The 19,251-nt window shown below is 64.5% G+C and carries 22 protein-coding genes and 1 tRNA gene; 16 read left to right on the top strand and 7 right to left on the bottom strand.

Features of this window, described 5'->3' with window-relative positions; genetic code table 11:
* Positions 1-62: 62 nt before the first annotated feature.
* The 6 genes from GO499_RS12075 to GO499_RS12050 all read left to right on the top strand — a co-directional run bounded on the left by GO499_RS12075 (position 63) and on the right by GO499_RS12050 (position 5,707).
* Positions 63-458, top strand: a complete 396-nt coding sequence (locus GO499_RS12075) for a BlaI/MecI/CopY family transcriptional regulator (RefSeq protein WP_161862416.1) — start codon at positions 63-65, stop codon at positions 456-458.
* Entirely contained in the window at positions 445-1,539 is a 1,095-nt protein-coding gene (locus GO499_RS12070) for a M56 family metallopeptidase (RefSeq protein WP_161862415.1), read from the top strand. Before GO499_RS12075 ends, GO499_RS12070 begins: the two co-directional genes overlap by 14 nt.
* A 193-nt stretch (positions 1,540-1,732) precedes the next feature.
* Complete coding sequence (locus GO499_RS12065; protein ID WP_161862414.1) at positions 1,733-2,743, top strand: TAXI family TRAP transporter solute-binding subunit; 1,011 nt, start codon at positions 1,733-1,735, stop codon at positions 2,741-2,743.
* Between the two features lie 77 nt (positions 2,744-2,820).
* Positions 2,821-4,956 (top strand): TRAP transporter permease, encoded by a 2,136-nt coding sequence (locus tag GO499_RS12060; protein ID WP_161862413.1) that lies wholly within the window; start codon positions 2,821-2,823, stop codon positions 4,954-4,956.
* 3 nt (positions 4,957-4,959) lie between these two features.
* The gene (locus tag GO499_RS12055; RefSeq protein ID WP_161862412.1) at positions 4,960-5,331 is read left to right on the top strand and encodes a TfoX/Sxy family protein; all 372 of its coding nucleotides are present in this window, start codon (positions 4,960-4,962) and stop codon (positions 5,329-5,331) included.
* The gene (locus tag GO499_RS12050) at positions 5,300-5,707 is read left to right on the top strand and encodes a hypothetical protein (protein ID WP_161862411.1); all 408 of its coding nucleotides are present in this window, start codon (positions 5,300-5,302) and stop codon (positions 5,705-5,707) included. The genes GO499_RS12055 and GO499_RS12050 overlap by 32 nt, the downstream gene beginning before the upstream one ends.
* A gap of 442 nt (positions 5,708-6,149) precedes the next feature.
* Here the strand turns inward: GO499_RS12050 and GO499_RS12045 are convergent.
* The 3 genes from GO499_RS12045 to hisF form a co-directional block, all read right to left on the bottom strand.
* Positions 6,150-6,226: transfer RNA gene (locus tag GO499_RS12045), tRNA-Arg, on the bottom strand.
* Between the two features lie 47 nt (positions 6,227-6,273).
* Positions 6,274-6,591: a phosphoribosyl-ATP diphosphatase gene (locus GO499_RS12040; protein ID WP_161862410.1), complete on the bottom strand. Its 318-nt coding sequence runs from the start codon at positions 6,589-6,591 to the stop codon at positions 6,274-6,276.
* Entirely contained in the window at positions 6,588-7,349 is a 762-nt protein-coding gene (gene hisF / locus GO499_RS12035; RefSeq protein WP_161862409.1) for an imidazole glycerol phosphate synthase subunit HisF, read from the bottom strand. The genes GO499_RS12040 and hisF overlap by 4 nt, the downstream gene beginning before the upstream one ends.
* Before the next feature lie 167 nt (positions 7,350-7,516).
* On the opposite strand from hisF, the gene GO499_RS12030 reads away from it, so the two are divergent.
* A complete protein-coding gene (locus GO499_RS12030; RefSeq protein WP_161862408.1) occupies positions 7,517-7,690 on the top strand; it encodes a hypothetical protein in 174 nt (57 codons plus the stop codon).
* A gap of 6 nt (positions 7,691-7,696) precedes the next feature.
* Here the strand turns inward: GO499_RS12030 and hisA are convergent, their stop codons facing one another.
* Entirely contained in the window at positions 7,697-8,419 is a 723-nt protein-coding gene (gene hisA, locus GO499_RS12025; protein ID WP_161862407.1) for a 1-(5-phosphoribosyl)-5-[(5-phosphoribosylamino)methylideneamino]imidazole-4-carboxamide isomerase, read from the bottom strand.
* A 141-nt stretch (positions 8,420-8,560) separates the two neighbouring features.
* On the opposite strand from hisA, the gene GO499_RS12020 reads away from it, so the two are divergent.
* Positions 8,561-8,938 (top strand): DUF2147 domain-containing protein, encoded by a 378-nt coding sequence (locus tag GO499_RS12020; protein ID WP_161862406.1) that lies wholly within the window; start codon positions 8,561-8,563, stop codon positions 8,936-8,938.
* Positions 8,939-8,956: 18 nt separating this feature from the next.
* Here the strand turns inward: GO499_RS12020 and GO499_RS12015 are convergent, their stop codons facing one another.
* On the bottom strand, positions 8,957-9,796 hold the full coding sequence (locus GO499_RS12015) for a LysR family transcriptional regulator (RefSeq protein ID WP_161862405.1): 840 nt from the start codon (positions 9,794-9,796) through the stop codon (positions 8,957-8,959).
* A gap of 85 nt (positions 9,797-9,881) precedes the next feature.
* On the opposite strand from GO499_RS12015, the gene GO499_RS12010 reads away from it, so the two are divergent.
* Positions 9,882-10,160, top strand: coding sequence for a YciI family protein (locus GO499_RS12010; RefSeq protein WP_161862404.1), 279 nt, complete (start codon positions 9,882-9,884; stop codon positions 10,158-10,160).
* Between the two features lie 148 nt (positions 10,161-10,308).
* Here the strand turns inward: GO499_RS12010 and hisH are convergent, their stop codons facing one another.
* Positions 10,309-10,950 carry an imidazole glycerol phosphate synthase subunit HisH gene (gene hisH, locus GO499_RS12005; protein WP_161862403.1) on the bottom strand — a complete coding sequence of 214 codons (642 nt, stop codon included), beginning with the start codon at positions 10,948-10,950 and terminating at the stop codon, positions 10,309-10,311.
* On the bottom strand, positions 10,947-11,540 hold the full coding sequence (hisB, locus tag GO499_RS12000; protein ID WP_161862402.1) for an imidazoleglycerol-phosphate dehydratase HisB: 594 nt from the start codon (positions 11,538-11,540) through the stop codon (positions 10,947-10,949). Before hisB ends, hisH begins: the two co-directional genes overlap by 4 nt.
* Positions 11,541-11,630: 90 nt before the next feature.
* Here hisB and GO499_RS11995 point away from each other — a divergent pair, with 90 nt between their 5' ends.
* The 7 genes from GO499_RS11995 to GO499_RS11965 all read left to right on the top strand — a co-directional run bounded on the left by GO499_RS11995 (position 11,631) and on the right by GO499_RS11965 (position 19,238).
* Complete coding sequence (locus GO499_RS11995; protein WP_161862401.1) at positions 11,631-12,152, top strand: lipocalin family protein; 522 nt, start codon at positions 11,631-11,633, stop codon at positions 12,150-12,152.
* Positions 12,153-12,197: 45 nt separating this feature from the next.
* Positions 12,198-13,361 (top strand): acyl-CoA dehydrogenase family protein, encoded by a 1,164-nt coding sequence (locus tag GO499_RS11990; RefSeq protein ID WP_161862400.1) that lies wholly within the window; start codon positions 12,198-12,200, stop codon positions 13,359-13,361.
* 61 nt (positions 13,362-13,422) lie between these two features.
* On the top strand, positions 13,423-14,976 hold the full coding sequence (locus GO499_RS11985) for a carboxyl transferase domain-containing protein (RefSeq protein ID WP_161862399.1): 1,554 nt from the start codon (positions 13,423-13,425) through the stop codon (positions 14,974-14,976).
* Between the two features lie 168 nt (positions 14,977-15,144).
* On the top strand, positions 15,145-15,579 hold the full coding sequence (locus GO499_RS11980) for a hypothetical protein (protein ID WP_161862398.1): 435 nt from the start codon (positions 15,145-15,147) through the stop codon (positions 15,577-15,579).
* A 104-nt stretch (positions 15,580-15,683) separates the two neighbouring features.
* Positions 15,684-17,621 carry an ATP-binding protein gene (locus GO499_RS11975; protein ID WP_161862397.1) on the top strand — a complete coding sequence of 646 codons (1,938 nt, stop codon included), beginning with the start codon at positions 15,684-15,686 and terminating at the stop codon, positions 17,619-17,621.
* Entirely contained in the window at positions 17,614-18,453 is an 840-nt protein-coding gene (locus GO499_RS11970) for a hydroxymethylglutaryl-CoA lyase (RefSeq protein WP_161862396.1), read from the top strand. Before GO499_RS11975 ends, GO499_RS11970 begins: the two co-directional genes overlap by 8 nt.
* Complete coding sequence (locus GO499_RS11965) at positions 18,450-19,238, top strand: crotonase/enoyl-CoA hydratase family protein (protein WP_161862395.1); 789 nt, start codon at positions 18,450-18,452, stop codon at positions 19,236-19,238. The genes GO499_RS11970 and GO499_RS11965 overlap by 4 nt, the downstream gene beginning before the upstream one ends.
* Positions 19,239-19,251: the final 13 nt, after the last annotated feature.

Here is a 19,251-nt window from a genome sequence, read left to right as displayed (position 1 = left end):
CTCGCCTCATTTCCGCTCTACCTGCTGGAGGTACGATGGTCATGGGTGTGAACAGGTCTGTTATGCGCAGAAAGAAGAACTCGGAATTTCTGACCGAGGTGGAACTGGAATTCATGTCGCACCTGTGGGCGCTGGAGCAGGCATCGGTGCGGGAGTTGCTGGGACAACTGCCGGAGGAACGCAGCCTGGCCTACACTTCGGCGGCCACGATCATGCGCATTCTCGAAGAAAAGGGCTTCGTGAAGAGCCGGCGCGACGGCAAGACCTTCATCTATACGCCGACGGTCGAGAAGGACGACTACCAGTCCCGGTCACTGCGCGATCTTTCACGGAAGCTTTTTGACGGGACTCCGGCTAGTCTGGTGGCACGACTTGTCGATGACGAAGGCCTTTCGGTGGAAGCGCTCGAGGAAATTCGGGCGATGGTGGACAGGAAGTTGAAAGATGATGGGCTCTGAAACACTTCTGAACGCATATCTCGAAGCGAATGTCGTGCTGGTATTCGGATTTGCCCTGTGGCGACTGGTGCGGTTCGCGCTGGGGCGGCTGGGACTGGGGCGGGCCTTCATCGGCCAGTTGCGGGCGATGACGGTGGTGCTGGCGGCGATGGCGCTGACCCCGCTGGCGATGCTTGGTGTCGGCTTGCTGCGGGCAGAGGGCTGGCTGGGTGCGCCGCTTACCATTTCCGATATCGCGGTGGCGCATTACCTGAACGGTCAGATCAAGATGCCGGCGGCGGATTTCGAGGCCCTGATCGCGATGCGTGAAACGGGCATTCGCGGGTTTCTGGATTTCGCGCATCCGGTAGCCTGGATCATCGCCGGTGTGGCGCTGGCAGGTTTCGTGATTGCCGCCGTGCGACTGGGATGGAGCGGGCTGTCGGTTTGGCAGGTGCTGCGGCGCTGCCATGTTTGGCGGCGTCTGGGGACGGTGAGCCTGCTGGTGAGTGACGAGATAACCATGCCATTCTCGACGCGTGGCTGGCGGCGGCATTACGTTGTGGTGCCCTCATCACTGCTGGCGCGACCGGCGGACCTTTCTATGGTGCTGGCGCACGAGTTCCAGCACATCCGGCAAGGCGACCTGGCATGGGAGATCGGTATGGAGGTGATCCGGCCGTTCTTTTTCTGGAACCCGGCGATGCATCTGTGGAAGCGGGAGGTGGAGCAGTTGCGCGAACTGGCTTGCGACCAGCGGTTGGTGGAACGGGGCCGGCTGGATGTGCGGGCATATTGTGCCTGCCTGCTGCGGTTCTGCCGCGAGAACATCGCTGTGCGCCGGGCGCTGCCCGGCGTGGCCTTCGTAGAGGCGCGGCGGCGGCCGTTCTTGTACCGCCGGTTGATGGCGGTGGCAGAGGCGCGTCAGGCGCGGGCGCCACGGGCCATCGTGGCGTTGGTGGCCGTACCCGTGGTGCTGGCGGTCGGGGCGCTGTCACTTGCATTGCAGCAGCCGGCGGACTGGAGCCAGGACCGGCTGATGTTGTCGACCATCGTCAACCTGGAGCGTCTGAACGCGCGCAACGCCTTGGCGACGCGATAGAAATTCGATGTCGAACCAATCTGCCGCGCCAATGTGCAACGCGGCAGGGGGGGGGCATTGCGGGTGGCCGCAAATTCGGCTCGGGCCCTTGAATGCGGCCTTTTCGCAAGGTTCGCCGCTGGCCATATCGGATCGGTTCTGCAAGTATGCCGGCGGGTGCCACCGTGCATCCACAGGATTCAGGGAGAAAAAGATGAACATCTTCAAAGGAGCGGCGGCTGCCGCACTTGCCGTTACGGTATCCGTCAGCGCCCCGGTCAAGGCCGAGGAAGCCAACTACGTTCTTGCAACGGCGTCCACGGGTGGCACGTACTATCCTGTCGGTGTTGCACTGGCGACGCTGACCAAGGTGAAACTGCAGCCGAGCGAAAGCATCGGTATGTCGGCGATCAGTTCCGCCGGCTCAGGCGAGAACGTGCGCCTGCTGCGTGAGGGCGAGGCGCAGTTTGCCATTCTGCAGGGTCTCTATGGCTATTATGCCGCGACGGGGACGGGGCCGCTGGAGGAATCCGGCGAGCAGGAGAACCTGCGCTCGGTATCCATGCTGTGGCAGAACGTGGAGCATTTCGTTGCGGCCGCGGATTCCGCGCCCACGGGTACGGTGGAGGATTTCGTCGGCCTGAAGGGCGAGGCGATGGCGCTCGGCAGCCAGAACTCCGGCACCATCGGGTCCAACCGCGCGCTGCTCTCCGGCCTTGGTGTCGATATCGATGCCGATTATGAGCTGGTCTACGGCGGCTACGGTCCGGCGGCCGAGAGCCTGCAGAACGGCCAGGTCAAGGGGATCAGCACACCGGCGGGTGTGCCGGCGGGCGCCATCAGCCAGCTTTTCGCCTCTGCGGCCGACAGCGTGAAGCTGCTGAACTTCACGCCGGAACAACTGGCCGCTGCCGATGGCGGGCGTGAACTGTGGACGGAATACGTGATCCCGGCGGGCACATATCCGGGGCTGGATGAGGATGTGACCACGATCGCGCAGCCGAACTTCCTCGCCACCAACGCCGACATCTCGGAAGAGAACGTCTACCTGATCACCAAGACGATCTACGAGAACCTCGCCTTCCTGCAGGCGATCCACCCGGCGACGAAGGCGATGGCGCTGGAGAAGGCAATTGCCGGCCTGCCGCTGCCGCTGCATCCCGGTGCGCAGCGTTACTACGAAGAAGCGGGCGTTACCGTGCCCGAGCGGCTTATCGCGAAGTAAGCCGACCTTCGGCCCCCGCCTGATGGTGGGGGCCATTTCCTCTTTCCCGCAGTTTCACCATTCCCTCGGAGGTTTTCATGGCCGATCCCCTTGTCGACGAAGGGACCGGGCAACGGGCCGCACCGGGCCTCTTCGGCATTGCGCTGAGCATTTTCGCCGCGGCCTTCGCGCTGACGCATCTATATATCGCCGTCACACCGCTGACGCTTCCCGTCGTTGACGTAAGGCTGCCTCAGTTCTTCTCCGACCTGGAGCGCAACTCCTTTCATTACGCGGGCTTTGCCTTCCTTGCCGCGTTCATGCATCCGATGCTGAAGTCGCGGCCCGGCCTGACGCTGATTCCGGATCTTGTTCTCGGCGGGGCCATCGCTCTGTCGGCGCTCTACCTCGGGCAGGCGGAGAACGCGATTTACGACCGGGGCGTCAAGCTCGTGGCGCTGGACTGGATCGCCATCGGCATCTGCATCTTCGGTGCCATAGAACTGACCCGACGGTTGACCGGCCTCGTGATTCCGGCGTTGATCCTGATTGCGCTGACCTATGTGACGTTCTGGGGCAAATATGTGGGCGGTATCTTTTCGTTTCCCGGCCTGAGCCTGGAAACTGTCGCCTTCCGGTCCGCATTCGGGGATGATGCGATGTTCGGCTCGATTGCCAGCATCTCCTCTACTTACGTGTTTCTGTTCATCATCTTCGGGGCCTTTCTCATCCGGTCCGGCGCGGGCGATTTCGTCATCAATCTCGCCCGCGCGGTGGCGGGACGGCTGGTCGGCGGGCCGGGGCTGGTGGCGGTGATCGCTTCCGGCCTGACGGGTACGATTTCCGGCAGTGCCGTCGCCAACACCGCGTCCACCGGTGTGATCACCATCCCGCTGATGAAGAAGGCTGGTTTCGAGCCGAAATTCGCCGGCGGTGTGGAGGCCGCCAGTTCGACGGGCGGCCAGTTGATGCCGCCGATCATGGGTGCGGGCGCCTTCGTGATGGCGAGCCTGACACAGATTTCCTATGAGACAATCGTCGCCGTCGCGGCGCTGCCGGCGCTGCTCTATTTTCTTTCGGTCGCCTTCTTCGTACGGATCGAGGCGAAGCGGCTGGCGCTGGCGCCGATGGCCAGCGAGGGGCAGACCCTTTGGGGCGCGTTTCGCAAGGGCGGAGCCAGCTTCGTGCTGCCGATCGCACTGCTTATCGGCATGCTGGTGTCCGGCTACACGCCCGCCTACGCCGCCGTGTTCGGTATCCTTGCCGTCGTCGCGTCCAGTTGGCTGACCGAGACGCGGATGGGGCCGAAGGCGGTGTTCGAGGCGCTGGCGATGGGCACGCGCAGCATGGTGCTGACGGCGGTACTGCTGTGCGCGGTGGGTCTGATCGTCAACGTCATCGCCACAGCAGGCATTGGCAACACGTTCAGCCTGATGATCGCCAACTGGGCCAATGGCAATATCCTGCTGGCCATCGTGCTGATCGGACTGGCAAGCCTGATCCTCGGCATGGGGCTGCCGGTGACGGCGGCCTACATCGTACTGGCAACGCTCTCCGCCCCGGCACTGGCGGGGATGATTTCCGACCGGATCGTCATCGACGCGCTGGTGGCGGGAACGCTGGCGGATGATGCCAAGGCGGTGCTGATGCTGGGTGCGCCGGAGGCGATGGCGTTGCTGGGCGCGCCGATGGAACGGGCGCAGGCCGCGGGGCTCATCGGCGGACTGCCGCTGGAGGTGCTGGCACCGCTACGCGACCTGACGGTGGGGCCGGAAGCGGCCGTCGCGGCACTGTTGTCGGCGCATATGATCATTTTCTGGCTGAGCCAGGACAGCAACGTGACGCCTCCGGTGGCACTTGCTGCCTTCACCGCCGCCGCCATCGCCAAGAGCCCGGCGATGGCAACCGGGGTGGCCAGCTGGAAGCTGGCCAAGGGTCTGTACATCGTGCCGGTGCTGTTTGCCTACACGCCGCTGCTGTCCGGAGACTGGGGGGCGATGCTGACCGTCTTCGGCTTCGCCGTGGTTGGCATCTACGGGCTGGCGGGGGCTATCCAGGGCTGCATGGAGCGGCCCATCGGCTGGGGGATGCGTCTGTTGCTGGCCATGGCGTCGCTGGCCTGCCTGTGGCCCGCCGGGCTGGTGGTCAATATGGCGGGTGCCGTGACGGTCATCGGGCTGTTCCTGCTGAACCGCCAGGGTGTGCCCTTTGTGGCGTCTCGTAGAGAGGCTTGAGCAATGGCTGTGGACGAGGCTCTGAATACCCGGCTGCGTGAGGCGCTGGCCGGATTGCCGGACCTGCGGGAACAGAAGATGATGGGCGGCACCTGCTTCATGGTGAACGGTCACATGGTGGCCGGGGCCCACCGGGAGAAGGACGGGCGGCGGCGGCTGATGTTTCGCGTCGGCAGGGAGAATGGCGTGGAGGCTGCGGCCATCGGCGGCGGCGAGGCGGCCGTGATGGGCGGACGCGTGATGTCGGGCATCTATTTCCTCGATGCCGAAGAGTTGAGCGAGGAAGCGTTCACGGCATGGCGGGAGCTTGCGGTGGGGAATGTCCTCGCTCCCAAGACCATAGATGGAGGCTGTTCCTTTGCTGAGTTGCTCTAAGCGCATGATTCTTTGTTTGGTTTCAACGCTTGCTGTCTACACGCTCCCTCAGAGTGTAGAGGCGGATACGGCGTTTAGTGTAATTGCTTTGGAGTCTGTGTCAGACGAAGACGCACTTGCAGAGTCGAATGGAAGGTTCCTTTTGCATTTTGGAGAGGATTTCAATCCGGTCGCTGCTGAGCGATTGATTGAGAGACTGGAGAACGAAGGACTTACCGTTGAAGCAATGCGTGGCGGACCTTCTGGTGCCGTTCATTCTTACATGTATGGAAATTGGCATCCTCAAGAATCCTACGATGAGTCTGATACGGTCAAACTAGAAATCATTCTTGTCGAGATAGCCAAGCGTCATGGGCTAGCAAAAGTTGATGATTGACTTCCGACACATCTAGCTCGGCTGGCCTGACGGCCAGCCGAAAATTTTTCTAAAGTTGAGCTGCCTTACGCGGCGACTGCTTCGCTTTGATCTTCCTCAATCACGGGCTGCAAGCCATGCAGGAAGTCAGCCGCACGCTGCGCATGGGCGGCAGCGCTGAAGCGTATCGGCAAGCTCGAAAGCGAGAAGGCGCTGCTCGAAGAACGTGTAGCTACTGGGGGCAAGCCGAAGAACACTCTGGAGGAGTCGTTCGAACTCGCGCTGCGCTTCCTGTCAAGCCCTTGGAATATCTGGCAAAATGGTCGTATTGAGTGGCAAAAAACAGTGCTGTGACTGGCATTTTCGGAGCCTGTCCGATACAGCCGAAATCAGGGAGTTCGAACCCCGATTTTTTCTTTCCCCTTCAAGGTGTTGGAGGGATTTTCAACTGCCGAAAGTGAAATGGCGCACCCGAGAGGATTCGAACCTCTGGCCTCTGCCTTCGGAGGGCAGCGCTCTATCCAGCTGAGCTACGGGTGCCTGTTGCGGGGTATACAGAAGGGTTTCGGCTTCTGCAATTGGCAAACTCAGCCTTTGCGTGCGGCTTTCTCGGCATGGCCGGAGGTGCCCTTGCGGGTGGCAAGGGTGCTTAGGACGTCTTCCAGCGGCACGTCCGATGCGGCGAGCAGGACGAGGAGGTGGTAGAGCACGTCCGCCGCTTCGCCCGTCAGCCCTTCCCGGTCGCCCTCGGCGGCGGAGATGATTGCTTCCACCGCTTCCTCGCCAAATTTCTCGGCGCATTTGGAGCGACCCTTGGCCAGCAGCGAGGCGGTGTAGGAGGCCGCCGGGTCGCTGCCCTTGCGGGCCTCGATCGTGGCGGCGAGATCGCGGAGAATGTCGCTCATGTCAGCCTCACGGGGATGCCGGCGGCGGCCATGTGGGCCTTGGCCTCGCCGATGGTGTGATCGCCGAAGTGGAAGATCGAGGCGGCGAGAACGGCGCTGGCGTTGCCCTGCGTGACGCCTTCGACAAGGTGGTCGAGCGTGCCGACGCCGCCCGAGGCGATGACCGGGATGCGCACGGCATCGGCGATGGTGCGGGTGAGGGGCAGGTTGAAGCCGGCGCGCGTGCCGTCCCTGTCCATCGAGGTCAGAAGGATCTCACCGGCGCCACGGCGTTCCATTTCACGGGCGAAGTCCACCGCGTCGATGCCGGTCGGGCGGCTGCCGCCGTGGGTGAAGATTTCCCACTTGCCGTCCGAGACGGTCTTGGCGTCGATGGCCACCACGATGCACTGAGTGCCGAATTTTTCGGCCGCGCGGGAGATGACGGAAGGGTCGGCCACGGCGGCGGAGTTGAAGGAGACCTTGTCCGCCCCGGCGAGGAGGAGTTGGCGCACATCCTCGGGCGTGCGGACGCCACCGCCGATTGTGAGCGGCATGAAGCATTGCTCGGCAGTGTGGCGGGCGACCTCATACATGGTGCCGCGGTTTTCCTGCGTGGCGGCGATATCGAGAAAGCAGAGTTCGTCTGCCCCGGCGGCATCGTAGGCCTTTGCGGCCTCCACCGGGTCGCCCGCGTCGATCAGGTCGACGAAGTTGACGCCCTTGACGACGCGTCCGTCCTTGACGTCGAGGCAGGGGATGATGCGGGTCTTGAGCACGGGTGGGCTCCTTGGGCGGGGTTCCGCCGCTTCATACGCGGTGAATGGCGCATTGTGAAGATGTCGACGCAGTGGTTGACGTGGGCGCTGTGCGAAACCACGTGAGGTGTGTTAGAGTGGCCTCCCGCCGCTGTTGCGGTGGGATGAAAGCAAGCAGGAGGATCGTCATGGTTCAGAAGACCGAAACACGGCCAGAGCTTCGCGAGTACACCCGTATCCAGAAAAGCAACGGACCGGCGGGCAGCCATCCGGCGACGCGCGCCGTCCTTCGCCAGCCGCGCGCGGAAAGCGACGGCCGTGCCCGGCAATATGCGCGCATTGAGCGCGGGCGCGAAGCCTGAGAGGGCTCAGGCCTTCAGCAGGCTGACCGCCTCTGCCACCGATATCCGGCCGTCGTAAAGTGCGCGGCCGGATATCGCACCGTCGAGCGCCGCGCCGCTGTTCTTGAGGGCGCGCAGGTCATCAAGCGAGGAGACACCGCCGGATGCGATGACGGGAATCGAGACCGCATTGGCCAGGTCGGCGGTGGCCGTGACGTTCGGGCCCTGCATCGCACCGTCACGGTCTATGTCCGTGTAGATGATTGCGGCCACGCCCGCGTCCTCGAACTTTCGGGCGAGGTCGAGTGCGGCGATGTCGGTCGTCTCTGCCCACCCCTCGACGGCGACCATGCCGTCCCTGGCGTCGATGCCAACGGCGATCTTTCCGGGGAAGGCGCGGGCCGCCTGTTTCACGAGTTCCGGGTCGCGCACGGCGATGGTGCCGAGGATCACGCGGGCCAGTCCCTTTGCCAGCCAGGTTTCGATGGTGGCAATGTCCCGGATGCCGCCGCCGAGTTGGGCAGGGACTGAGATGGCGGCTAGGATTGCCTCCACTGCCGAGCCATTGACTGGTGCGCCGGCGAAAGCGCCATTGAGGTCGACGAGGTGGAGCCATTCGCAACCCGCGTCTTCGAAAGCCTTCGCCTGTGCTGCCGGATTGTCGTTGAAGACCGTCGCCTGATCCATCTCGCCTTTGTAGAGGCGCACGCAGGCGCCATCCTTGAGATCAATTGCTGGGTAGAGGATCATCGGGCGCTCCGTGGATGTTTGCCGCCTTTAAGCAATTCGCGGCCGGAAAGAAAAGGGGCGATCCCGCCGCCACGTCAGGCTTGACCCAGGACATGGCACCACATCACGATCACTGAAAAAACACAAAACAGGGAGACTGACATGCTGAAATACATTGTGGCGGCGCTTCTGACCGCAAGCCCGGTGCTGGCGCAGGACGTGAACGGAACGTGGAAGACGGAAACATCGGATGCGGGTGCGCATCTGGAAGTCCGGATCGGGCCTTGCAGCTATGACACGGCCAAAACCTGCGGCGTGATCAACAAGGCGGTGGGAACGGACAACAAGGCTATTGTGGGCAAGGCGATCATCAAGGACATGCAGCCGAACGGGGCCGGGAAATGGCACAAGGGCACTATCTGGGCGCCGGACGATGACAAGACCTATCGCTCCAACATGGCGCTTTCGGGCAATGTGCTGAAGGTCGAGGGCTGTGTGGCGGTGTTCTGCCGGGGCCAGAACTGGACGCGGATAAACTGATCCGGGTCCGAAACATCCTCAGGCAAGGATACGCCTGATCCAATCCATCGTCGCCTCGATCCGGGCGAGGCGACGAAGATCGGGGTGAACGATCATCCAGACTTCGCGGCTGAGGTCGCAGGGAAGGTGGAGTTCTTCAAGTTCGGCCACGCTGCGACCGACGAGTTCGGGAAGCAGAACCTTGCCGATGCCGCGTGAGGCGCAGGCGATCAGCCCTTCGGCATCGTTGACCTGCACCTTGGCCAGGGGATCTTTCGAATGCTGGGCGATCCAGGCGTTCTGTGGCAGGTGGCCCATGACATCGCCATAGGTCACCCATGGCAGTGAGGCCATGCGCTTGCCGCGCTGCACGAAGATACCGTATTTGAGGCTGCCGATCTTCTGGGCGAGGGCGGTCATTTCGCTCTCCGGACGGGAGAGGCGCAGTGCGATGTCGGTCTCCCGACGCGAGAGGTTCAGATTGCGGCTTTCGGAAACGAGGTCGATTTCCAGTGCCGGATGCTGGTTGAGCAGCGCCGGTAGGGCGCGGGCGAAGACCCGGTTGACGAGAACGGGAACGGCGGTGATGCGGACACGTCCGGCGATCCTCGCGTCTTGCCCTTCGAGGCTGCGAAAAGCGTCCAGCAGTTCGCGCTCCGCCCGCTCGGCATGAGCGAGGAGAGTTTCGCCGGCTTCGGTGAGGCTGAAAGCGCCGCGCCGCCGGTCCATGACGCGGGAGCCGAGAGCTTTCTCCAGGCGGTCCAGGCGGCGGGTGGTGGTGGTTTCATTGAGGCCAAGGGACTTGCCGGCCGCCGAGAAGGAGCCGTCGCGCATCAGCGCGAGAAGCACTTTAAGATCATCCCAGGCGATATCCTGCATAATTGCAGGTTAAGCCTGCGAAATCCCTGAATCAACTGTTGGTTGCTGCAAGCTAGTCTGTTCTTCGAACAGAGGGGAGTGCGGGATGCAATACGCGGTGATTTTCGAGGATGCGGAAGGCAAGGGTGAGTTAAGAGCGTCGCACATGGCCGCGCATCTGAAGTTTCTTGAGAGCAGCGGTGCCGTTCTGTCGGCCGGGCCATTGGTGGGGGAGGATGGATGCATTCGTTCCGGCCTGTGGCTGGTAGAGGCTCCCGGGCGCGAGGCGGTGGAGGCATTGGTGCGGGAGGACCCTTTCTGGCCGACCGGTTTGCGGGCGGGGTATGAGATACTGGAGTGGCGGAGGGTGTTCGAGCGGAATTAGTGTCGTACCGCCAGCCGGGGCCGTGCCATCGCCGGCCCACGGGATGGTGCCTGCACGGCAGCGCGTAACGCGCCTTGATTCCGTGACGGGTGCATTGCGGTCCTGGTGTGAATGAGGGGCGTGGTAGCGATTGCTTTCGGCCCGTCTTTCACGGCTTCCAGTCAAGGAAGTTGGCGATGAGTCGGAGGCCGGTCTGCTGGCTCTTCTCCGGGTGGAATTGGGTTCCGAAAAGCTGGTCTCGGCCAACGGCGGCTGTCACGGGGCCACCGTAATCGACCTCCGCCATGATCTGCTCCGGCTTTTCCGCCGCGAGGTGGAAGGAGTGAACGAAATAGGCGTGGTCGCCGGGTGCGATGCCTTCCAGCACAGGGTGGGAGCGCAGATTTTGCAATGCGTTCCAGCCCATGTGCGGCACCTTCAGCGCCGGATCGGAGGGTGCGAGAGCAGAGACGGGGCCGGGAATCCATCCGAACCCGGGCGAATCCATTCCATGCTCCTGCCCGATGGTGGCCATGAGTTGCATACCGACGCAGATGCCGAGAAACGGGGTGCCGTCCTCAAGCACACGGGCGAAGATCGCTTCTTTCAGACCCTCCCGCGCCTCCAGCCCCTGGCGGCAATCGTCGAACGCGCCGACGCCGGGCAGGACGATGCGGTCCGCGCGCCTTACCTGGGCCGGATCGGCGGTGACGACGATCTCGCCCCGGTTACCTTCCGCCGCCATGCGCTGAAAGGATTTCTCGGCGGAGCGCAGGTTTCCGCTCTCATAGTCGATGATGGCCGTGATCATTCCGAAAGCGTGCCCTTGGTGGAAGGGATGGCATCGGCCTTGCGGGCGTCTGTCTCGAGAGCGTCGCGTAGGGCGCGGGCGACGGATTTGAAGGCGGCTTCGGCGATATGGTGGGAATTGATGCCGTCCAGTTTCTCGACATGGAGGGTGATGCCGCCGTGCGTGGCGAAGGCGGTGAAGAATTCGCGCACGAGTTCAGTATCGAAAGTTCCGATCCGCTCCGCAGTGAATTCCACTTTCCAGACGAGGTAGGGCCGACCGGAGAGATCGAGCGCGGCGCGCACCATTGTATCGTCCATCGGCAGGAGGCAGGAGCCGTAGCGGCGAATGCCCTTCTTGTCGCCCACGGCCTGTGTCAGCGCCTTGCCGAGGGCGATGCCCACATCTTCTACGGTGTGGTGGTCGTCGATGTGCAGATCGCCCTTGGCGCTGACCTCCATGTCGATCAGAGCGTGGCGGGCGAGTTGATCCAACATGTGGTCGAAGAAGCCTACCCCGGTGGAATTGTTGTAGGAACCGGTGCCATCAAGGTTGATGGAAACACTGATCTCTGTCTCACTGGTGTTGCGGGAGAGCGTTGCGCGGCGCATGGGCGTATCCTCTGGTTACGCGCAAGCTTATAGTCAGCCCTCCCGCCGGTGAAAAGGGCGGTGAGATACGGCGGAAGAGGAGGCGCACGAATGCGCAACATGTGGATATTGCTGGTGGTGGCGCTCTCGGCGTGCGGCCTGAATGGAAATTACCGCGATCAGGACTTCGAGATACGGGCCGTGAACGAGTTCGACGTGTCGCGTTACCACGGTGTCTGGTACGAGGTGGCCCGGTTCCCGAACTGGTTCGAGAAGGAGTGCCGGGCGGTGGCGGCAGAGTATTTTCCGCGCCCGGACGGACTGATGGGCATTCGCAATACCTGCCAGAAGATCGATGGGGTGCGGACGATCGAGGGCTATGGCCGGCAGGTGCAGGGCGGCCAGTTCCTCGTGAGCTTCACCGAGGTGCCGCCGCTGGAGGGTGACTGGTGGGTGTTGTATGTCTCTCCGGCCTATGATGTGGCGGTGATCGGTGAGCCGGCGGGCGATTTCGGCTGGATACTGGCACGCAAGCCGCAAATGAGCATGGCCGAACTGCAGGTGCCACTCGCGGTTCTGCGGCAGAACGGCTACGATACGGCGCGGCTGTGGCTGGCGACCGGCGGGGGTTGATCAAGAACTGAACATGTGTTCAGTTGTGATCCGGGAGGAACGGAAATGTTCACGCAATCAATGCGGTTCGGCCTTGGCGAGGATGTCGGGGCGTTGCGCGACATGGTGCATCGCTGGGCGCAGGAGCGCGTGGCACCAATGGCCGCCGAGATTGATAGCAACAACCTGTTTCCGAACGATTTATGGGCCGAGATGGGCGAGCTTGGCCTGCTGGGCATCACCGTGCCCGAGCGGTTCGGCGGGGCCGGAATGGGATACCTCGCGCATGTGGTGGCGGTGGAGGAAATCGCACGGGCCAGTGCCTCGGTGAGTCTGTCATACGGCGCGCATTCGAACCTCTGCGTCAACCAGATCGCGCTGAACGGAACCGAGGCGCAGCGGGAGGCATATCTGCCGAAGCTGATCTCCGGCGCGCATGTCGGCGCACTGGCGATGAGCGAAGCCGGGGCGGGATCGGACGTGGTGTCGATGACCCTAGCCGCGGAGAAGCGCAATGACCGGTTCGTGCTGAACGGATCGAAATACTGGATCACCAACAGCCCGGATGCGAGTGTTCTGGTCGTCTATGCCAAAACTGACAAGTCCGCGGGATCAAAGGGAATTACCGCGTTTCTGATCGAGAAGGAGATGACCGGATTCTCCGTCGGGCCGCATTTCGACAAATTGGGGATGCGGGGCAGCAACACGGCCGAGATCACCTTCGACGACGTGGAGGTGCCGTTCGAGAACGTGCTGGGCGAGGAGGGCCGGGGCGTGGCGGTGCTGATGTCGGGTCTGGATTACGAGCGGGTGGTGCTGTCGGGCATCGGGCTGGGGATCATGGCGTCGGTGCTGGACCACATCATGCCCTACATGGCGGAGCGCAAGCAGTTCGGCCAACCCATTGGCAACTTTCAACTGATGCAGGGCAAGATCGCCGATATCTACACGGCCATGAACTCGGCACGGGCTTATGTGTATGAGGTTGCGAAGGCCTGCGACCGGGGCGAAGTCACACGGCAGGACGCGGCGGCCTGTGTGCTCTATGCTTCTGAAAAGGCGATGGAAATGGCGGTTCAGGGTGTGCAGGCGATGGGCGGCGCGGGGTATCTGAACGACAGCCCGCTGAGCCGGATCATGCGCGATGCCAAACTGATGGAGATCGGGGCGGGCACGTCGGAGATCCGGCGGATGCTGGTGGGGCGCGAGCTGATGAAGGGGATGGGATGATGGGCGGACGCTGCCGCCTTCGGCGGGACGCCCCGCCCACCATCCCGCAGGGGGTGCGCGCGTGACGGCCGAGGCGCATCTGGAGGCGCTGCAAGCCGTTGAAACGGCCGCGGAAATTGCGATTTCCGGGGGTGGCGAGAGAGCCCGCGACCGCCATGTTTTCCGCGGAAAGATGCTGCCGCGCGACCGGGTGGCAGGGTTGCTGGATGCCGGTGCACCGTTTCTGGAAATCGGCACGTTCGCCGGGCACGGGATGTACGATGGCGCGGCACCGTGCGGTGGGGTGATCGCGGGCGTCGGGCGCGTGCAGGGGCGGCTGGTGATGGTGGTCGCCAATGATGCCACGGTGAAGGGGGGTACTTATTATCCCATCACGGTTAAGAAGCACTTAAGGGCGCAGGAAATCGCGGAGCAATGCGGGCTGCCTTGCGTCTATCTCGTTGATTCCGGGGGCGCAAATCTGCCGAACCAGGATGAGGTGTTTCCCGATCGGGATCATTTCGGGCGGATCTTCTACAATCAGGCGCGGATGAGCGCGAAGGGGATTGCGCAGATCGCGGTGGTGATGGGTTCCTGCACGGCAGGTGGGGCCTATGTGCCAGCGATGGCGGATGTCTCGATTATCGTGAAAAATCAGGGGACTATCTTCCTCGCCGGGCCGCCGCTGGTGAAGGCGGCGACGGGTGAGGAGGTGAGTGCCGAGGATCTGGGCGGAGGGGATGTGCATACGCGGCTTTCGGGTGTGGCCGATTACCTTGCCGAGGACGATGCGCACGCGCTGGCACTGGCGCGGGAGGCGGTGCGGCATCTGGGAGCCGCACATCAGGCGGCGCGGGAAAAAAGTGAGCCGCCTCAACATGATGTGGCAACACTGCTCGACATCGTGCCGGCCGATCTGCGCACGCCTTACGACATCCGCGAGGTGATCTTGCGGCTGGTCGACGGCTCGCGGTTCGATGAATTCAAGGCGCGGTTCGGCGAGACGCTGGTGTGCGGGTTCGCGCATATCGACGGTTATCACGTTGGGATCATTGCCAATAATGGCGTGCTGTTCTCGGACAGCGCGCAGAAGGGGGCGCATTTTGTGGAGCTGTGTGCGCAGCGACGTATCCCTCTGATTTTCCTTCAGAATATCTCGGGTTTCATGGTCGGATCGAAGGCCGAGCATGGCGGGATCGCGCGGCATGGGGCGAAACTGGTGACGGCGGTGGCAACGACCGCCTGCCCGAAGATCACGGTGCTGGTGGGTGGCTCCTATGGCGCCGGAAATTACGGGATGGCGGGGCGGGCCTATTCGCCCAACTTCCTGTTTTCATGGCCAAATTCGCGTATTTCGGTGATGGGCGGTGCCCAGGCGGCGGGGGTGCTGGCGGATGTGAAGCGGGCCGGGATCGAGCGGAGCGGCGACACATGGAGTGCCGAGGACGAGGCGGCTTTCAAGCAGCCGGTGCTCGACCAGTTTGAGGAGCAGTCCCACCCGCTCTATGCCAGTGCAAGGCTTTGGGATGACGGGATAATTCACCCGGCAGACACGCGCGCCGTACTTTCGCTGGCGCTTGCCGCCAGCCTGAATGTGCCGGTGGAGGAGACGCGGTTTGGCGTCTTCCGGATGTGAGGCGGGAGCCGATATGGGTTTGGTATGGATTTGATATGGGTTTGGTATGGCGAATTTCCGGAATCGGGACCGACCTCACCCTGCCAAGTGACAAGGTAATCTGGGCACTACCTGCCGGGTAATCGAAATGCCTACCTGCGTGCGACACATCGCAAAGGACGAAATCGAGTGAGCGAGAGAGCGGAGCGGATGATCTGGGTGAAGGTGGACCGACCGGCGGCGCTGGGCCATGCGAAGGGGCGGCTGGGTTGGGCGCTGTGGCTGATCGTGGTGTTCCTGACGCTGCGGGCCGCGTGGTTCGCGCAGGTGGCGCTGGCCTTCGACGGCGGGATTGCGCTGTGGGGGCAGGTGGGCTTGATGCTGGTGCTGGTGACGATGCTGGTGCTGCGGGTGCCGCTGGCCTTTCCGTTGATGATCCTGCACGGCGCGGTGGTGCTGATCTGGTTCGTTCGCGGGCTGGGCGAGGGACAGGAGGTGGCGGCACTGGTCGACCTGGGCCTGCATGTGCCGGTGTTGTTCTACATGGTAGAGGGATTGCGTCCGAACCTCATCTACAGGCACCGGTTCCGGGCCTATCGGGGAGGCGAGGCGGACGCGAACTGAGGTGTCCGGTGCGGTGCCGGGACACGACAAGCAACGGAAACATCTGCTGGCAACCTGCCGCTGGCCGGTGACAGGAACGAAAGCGTTTGGGAGACGGGAACGGCATGAGGAAGCTGCTGATCGCCAACCGGGGCGAGATTGCCTGCCGGATCATCCGCACGGCCCGGAAGGTGGGGATCGCAACGGTTGCCGTCTATTCCGACGCGGATGCGGGTGCGCTGCATGTGGAAATGGCGGACGAGGCGGTGCGGATCGGGCCCGCGCCGGTGGCGGAGAGCTATCTGCGAGGCGATGCGATTATCGCCGCCGCGAGGGCGACGGGGGCGGAGGCTATTCATCCCGGCTACGGTTTTCTGAGCGAGAATCCGGATTTCGTGGAGGCGGTGGCGGCGGCGGGGCTGGTGTTTGTGGGGCCATCGGCCGAAGCGATCCGGGCGATGGGGCTGAAGGACGAGGCCAAGCGGCGGGTGGCGGAAGCCGGGGTGCCGGTGGTGCCGGGCTATCACGGGCCACAGCAGGATGCGGAATTCCTGATGAACCGTGCGGCCGAGATCGGCTATCCGGTGCTGATCAAGGCGGTGGCGGGCGGCGGCGGCAAGGGGATGCGGCTGGTGGCGCGGGCCGAGGAGTTTCGCGAGGCGCTGGGCTCGGCGCAGGGTGAGGCGGAGACGGCGTTCGGCAATGGTGCCGTGCTGATCGAGAAGTTCATCGAGAGCCCGCGGCATATCGAGATACAGGTGTTCGGCGACGGGGCGCGGGCGGTGCATCTGTTCGAGCGCGACTGCTCGCTGCAGCGGCGGCATCAGAAGGTGATCGAGGAGGCGCCCGCGCCGGGCATGACCGACGAGGTGCGCGCCGCGATGGGCGCGGCGGCGGTGCGGGCGGCGGAGGCGATCGGGTATTCGGGCGCGGGCACGGTGGAGTTCATCGTCGATGGTTCCGGCCCGCTGCGGGCGGATGGTTTCTGGTTCATGGAGATGAACACGCGGTTGCAGGTGGAGCATCCTGTGACCGAGGCGATCACGCTGGTCGATCTGGTGGAATGGCAGATCAGGGTGGCGCGGGGCGAAGGGCTGCCGATGCGCCAGGAGGATTTGGAGATCTTCGGCCATGCGTTCGAGGCGCGGCTTTATGCGGAGGATGCGGAGGCCGGGTTCTTGCCTGCGATCGGAAAGCTGGAGGCGCTGCGGTTTCCGGATGGCGTGCGCGTGGATGCGGGCGTGCGGGCGGGGGACGAGATTTCGCCGTGGTACGATCCGATGATCGCCAAGGTGATCGTGCGGGGGCCGGATCGGGCGGCGGCGCTGGCGGCGTTGCGGGCGGCGCTGGCGGGCACGGAAGTGGCGGGGACGGTAACGAACCTCGGCTTTTTGTCGCGGCTGGCGGGGCATCCGGCGTTTGCGGAGGGTGGCGTGGATACCGGGCTGATCGGGCGGGAGTTCGAGAGCCTGACGGCGCGGGCGGAGATGCCGGGCGCGCTGCGGGCGCTGGCGTGCCTTGCGCATCTGGGGCTGCCGGCGGAAGGGGCGAACGGATTCGCGCTGTGGGCGCCCTTGCGCTGGCGGGTGGCGCTGGAGGGGCTGGAGGCATGGGTTAGCGTGCCGAAGCCGGGGCGCTATCGCTGCGAGTTCGAGGATGGCGCGGTGGAGGTGACGGGCGTGGCACCGGGGCCGGAGGGCTGGCGGTTTGTCGGGCCGGAGGGGCGGGGGCGGGCGTTCGTGCATGTCTCGCCCCGTGCGGTCACGGTGACGGCGGGCGGCGAGGTGCATCGTTTCGCGCGGCCCGATCCGCTGGCGCGGGGTGGCGGCGTCGAGGCTGGCGGCGACGCGGTGATCGCGCCGATGCCGGGGCTGGTGAAGCGGATCGCGGCGGCGGGTGATGCGGTGGCGGCGGGCGATGTGCTGGCGGTGCTGGAGGCGATGAAGATGGAGCACGCGCTGCGTGCGCCGCGCGGTGGCGTGGTGGCCGAGGCGCGGGTGGCTGCCGGCGCGCAGGTGAGCGATGGCGACGTGCTTGTGACGCTGGAGCCGGAGGATGACTGAGCGGGCGGAGATCTTCGAGGTGGGGCCGCGCGACGGGTTGCAGAACGAGGCGGCGGTGGCGACGGCGGACAAGATCGCGCTGGTCGACATGCTGAGCGATGCCGGGCTGCGGCGGATCGAGGTGACGAGTTTCGTGAGCCCGAAATGGGTGCCGCAGATGGCCGATGCGGCGGAGGTGATGGCGGGCATCCGGCGGGTGCCGGGGGCGGTGTATTCGGCGCTGACGCCGAACCTGCGCGGGCTGGAGGCGGCGGAGGCGGCGGGCGTCGGGGCAGTAGCCGTTTTCGGGGCGGCGTCGGAAAGTTTCAGCCAAAAGAATATCAACTGCTCGATCGAAGAGAGTTTCGAGCGTTTCCAGCCGGTTGTGGCGGCGGCGGGGGTGCCGGTGCGTGGGTATATCTCCTGCGTGACCGATTGCCCCTATGAGGGCGAGATCGCGCCGGAGGCCGTGGCGCGGGTGGCGGCGCGGCTGCTGGCGATGGGCTGCGCGGAAATCTCGCTGGGCGATACGCTGGGGCGCGGGGTGCCGGAGCGGGTGGACGCGATGCTGGAAGCGGTGCTGGAGGAGGTGCCGGCGGCGCGGTTGGCGGGGCATTTTCACGATACCGGCGGGCGGGCGCTGGAGAATATCCGGGTGAGCCTTGCGCGGGGCTTGCGGGTGTTCGATGCGGCGGTGGGTGGCCTCGGCGGGTGCCCGTATGCGCCGGGGGCTGCGGGGAATGTGGCCAGCGAGGCGGTGCTGGAGCTGTTGGAGGCCGAGGGATTCGAGACCGGCGTGGATGGCGCGCGGCTTTCCGAGGCCGGGGCATTTGCGAAAGGATTGCGGCGATGAGCGTGGTGCTGGTGGAGGTGGATGCGCGGGGCGTGGCGACGGTGGTGCTGAACACACCCGAGAAGCACAACGTGCTGTCGGACACGATGGCGGATGCGCTGGTGGAGGCGTTCGCGGCGCTGGGCGCGGATGCGGCGGTGCGGGCCATCGTGCTGACGGGCGCGGGCAAGAGTTTCTGCGCGGGCGGCGATCTGGGATGGATGCGGCGCCAGTTCGAGGCGGACCGGGCAACGCGGATCGCCGAGGCGCGACGGCTGGCGATGATGCTCTTTGCGCTCAACACCTGCCCCAAGCCGGTGATCGCGCGGGTCAACGGCACGGCGATGGGCGGCGGGCTGGGGCTGATGTGCGTGGCGGATGTGGCGGTGGTGGCCGATACGGGCAAGTTCGGCTTCACCGAGACGCGGCTGGGCGTGATCCCGGCGACGATCTCACCTTACGTGATGGCGCGGATGGGCGAGGGCGCGGCGCGGCGGGTGATGATGAGCGCGCGGGTGTTCGACGCCGGGGAACTGGTGCCGCTGGGGCTGGCGGCGAAGGTGGTGGCGCCGGACGATCTGGACGCGGCGGTGGCGGCGGAGGTGGAGCCTTACCTGAGTTGCGCCCCCGGTGCGGTGGCGCGGACGAAGGCGCTGGTGCGCAGCCTCGGCCCGGTGATCGACGAGACGGTGATCGCCGAGACGATCACGGCGCTGGCCGACACATGGGAGGGCGCGGAGGCGCAGGCGGGGATCGCGGCGTTCTTTGCCAGGGAGCCTGCACCCTTTGCCCGGGGCAAGGGCTGAAGGCCAATAAATG

The sequence above is a fragment of the Algicella marina genome, assembly GCF_009931615.1.
GTDB classification, from domain to species: domain Bacteria; phylum Pseudomonadota; class Alphaproteobacteria; order Rhodobacterales; family Rhodobacteraceae; genus Algicella; species Algicella marina.
The sequence above is the reverse complement of the archived record's forward strand: the minus strand, read 5'-3'. Positions and strand labels throughout refer to the sequence as shown.

Bases quoted from the DNA above. Each gene is read 5' to 3' on its own strand.
- GO499_RS12075 (WP_161862416.1), top strand. From the start codon at position 63: ATGCGCAGAAAGAAGAACTCGGAATTTCTGACCGAGGTGGAACTGGAA.
- GO499_RS12070 (WP_161862415.1), top strand. From the start codon at position 445: ATGATGGGCTCTGAAACACTTCTGAACGCATATCTCGAAGCGAATGTC.
- GO499_RS12065 (WP_161862414.1), top strand. From the start codon at position 1,733: ATGAACATCTTCAAAGGAGCGGCGGCTGCCGCACTTGCCGTTACGGTA.
- GO499_RS12060 (WP_161862413.1), top strand. From the start codon at position 2,821: ATGGCCGATCCCCTTGTCGACGAAGGGACCGGGCAACGGGCCGCACCG.
- GO499_RS12055 (WP_161862412.1), top strand. From the start codon at position 4,960: ATGGCTGTGGACGAGGCTCTGAATACCCGGCTGCGTGAGGCGCTGGCC.
- GO499_RS12050 (WP_161862411.1), top strand. From the start codon at position 5,300: ATGGAGGCTGTTCCTTTGCTGAGTTGCTCTAAGCGCATGATTCTTTGT.
- GO499_RS12040 (WP_161862410.1), bottom strand. From the start codon at position 6,591: ATGAGCGACATTCTCCGCGATCTCGCCGCCACGATCGAGGCCCGCAAG.
- GO499_RS12030 (WP_161862408.1), top strand. From the start codon at position 7,517: ATGGTTCAGAAGACCGAAACACGGCCAGAGCTTCGCGAGTACACCCGT.
- hisA (WP_161862407.1), bottom strand. From the start codon at position 8,419: ATGATCCTCTACCCAGCAATTGATCTCAAGGATGGCGCCTGCGTGCGC.
- GO499_RS12020 (WP_161862406.1), top strand. From the start codon at position 8,561: ATGCTGAAATACATTGTGGCGGCGCTTCTGACCGCAAGCCCGGTGCTG.
- GO499_RS12015 (WP_161862405.1), bottom strand. From the start codon at position 9,796: ATGCAGGATATCGCCTGGGATGATCTTAAAGTGCTTCTCGCGCTGATG.
- GO499_RS12010 (WP_161862404.1), top strand. From the start codon at position 9,882: ATGCAATACGCGGTGATTTTCGAGGATGCGGAAGGCAAGGGTGAGTTA.
- hisH (WP_161862403.1), bottom strand. From the start codon at position 10,950: ATGATCACGGCCATCATCGACTATGAGAGCGGAAACCTGCGCTCCGCC.
- hisB (WP_161862402.1), bottom strand. From the start codon at position 11,540: ATGCGCCGCGCAACGCTCTCCCGCAACACCAGTGAGACAGAGATCAGT.
- GO499_RS11995 (WP_161862401.1), top strand. From the start codon at position 11,631: ATGCGCAACATGTGGATATTGCTGGTGGTGGCGCTCTCGGCGTGCGGC.
- GO499_RS11990 (WP_161862400.1), top strand. From the start codon at position 12,198: ATGTTCACGCAATCAATGCGGTTCGGCCTTGGCGAGGATGTCGGGGCG.
- GO499_RS11975 (WP_161862397.1), top strand. From the start codon at position 15,684: ATGAGGAAGCTGCTGATCGCCAACCGGGGCGAGATTGCCTGCCGGATC.
- GO499_RS11970 (WP_161862396.1), top strand. From the start codon at position 17,614: ATGACTGAGCGGGCGGAGATCTTCGAGGTGGGGCCGCGCGACGGGTTG.
- GO499_RS11965 (WP_161862395.1), top strand. From the start codon at position 18,450: ATGAGCGTGGTGCTGGTGGAGGTGGATGCGCGGGGCGTGGCGACGGTG.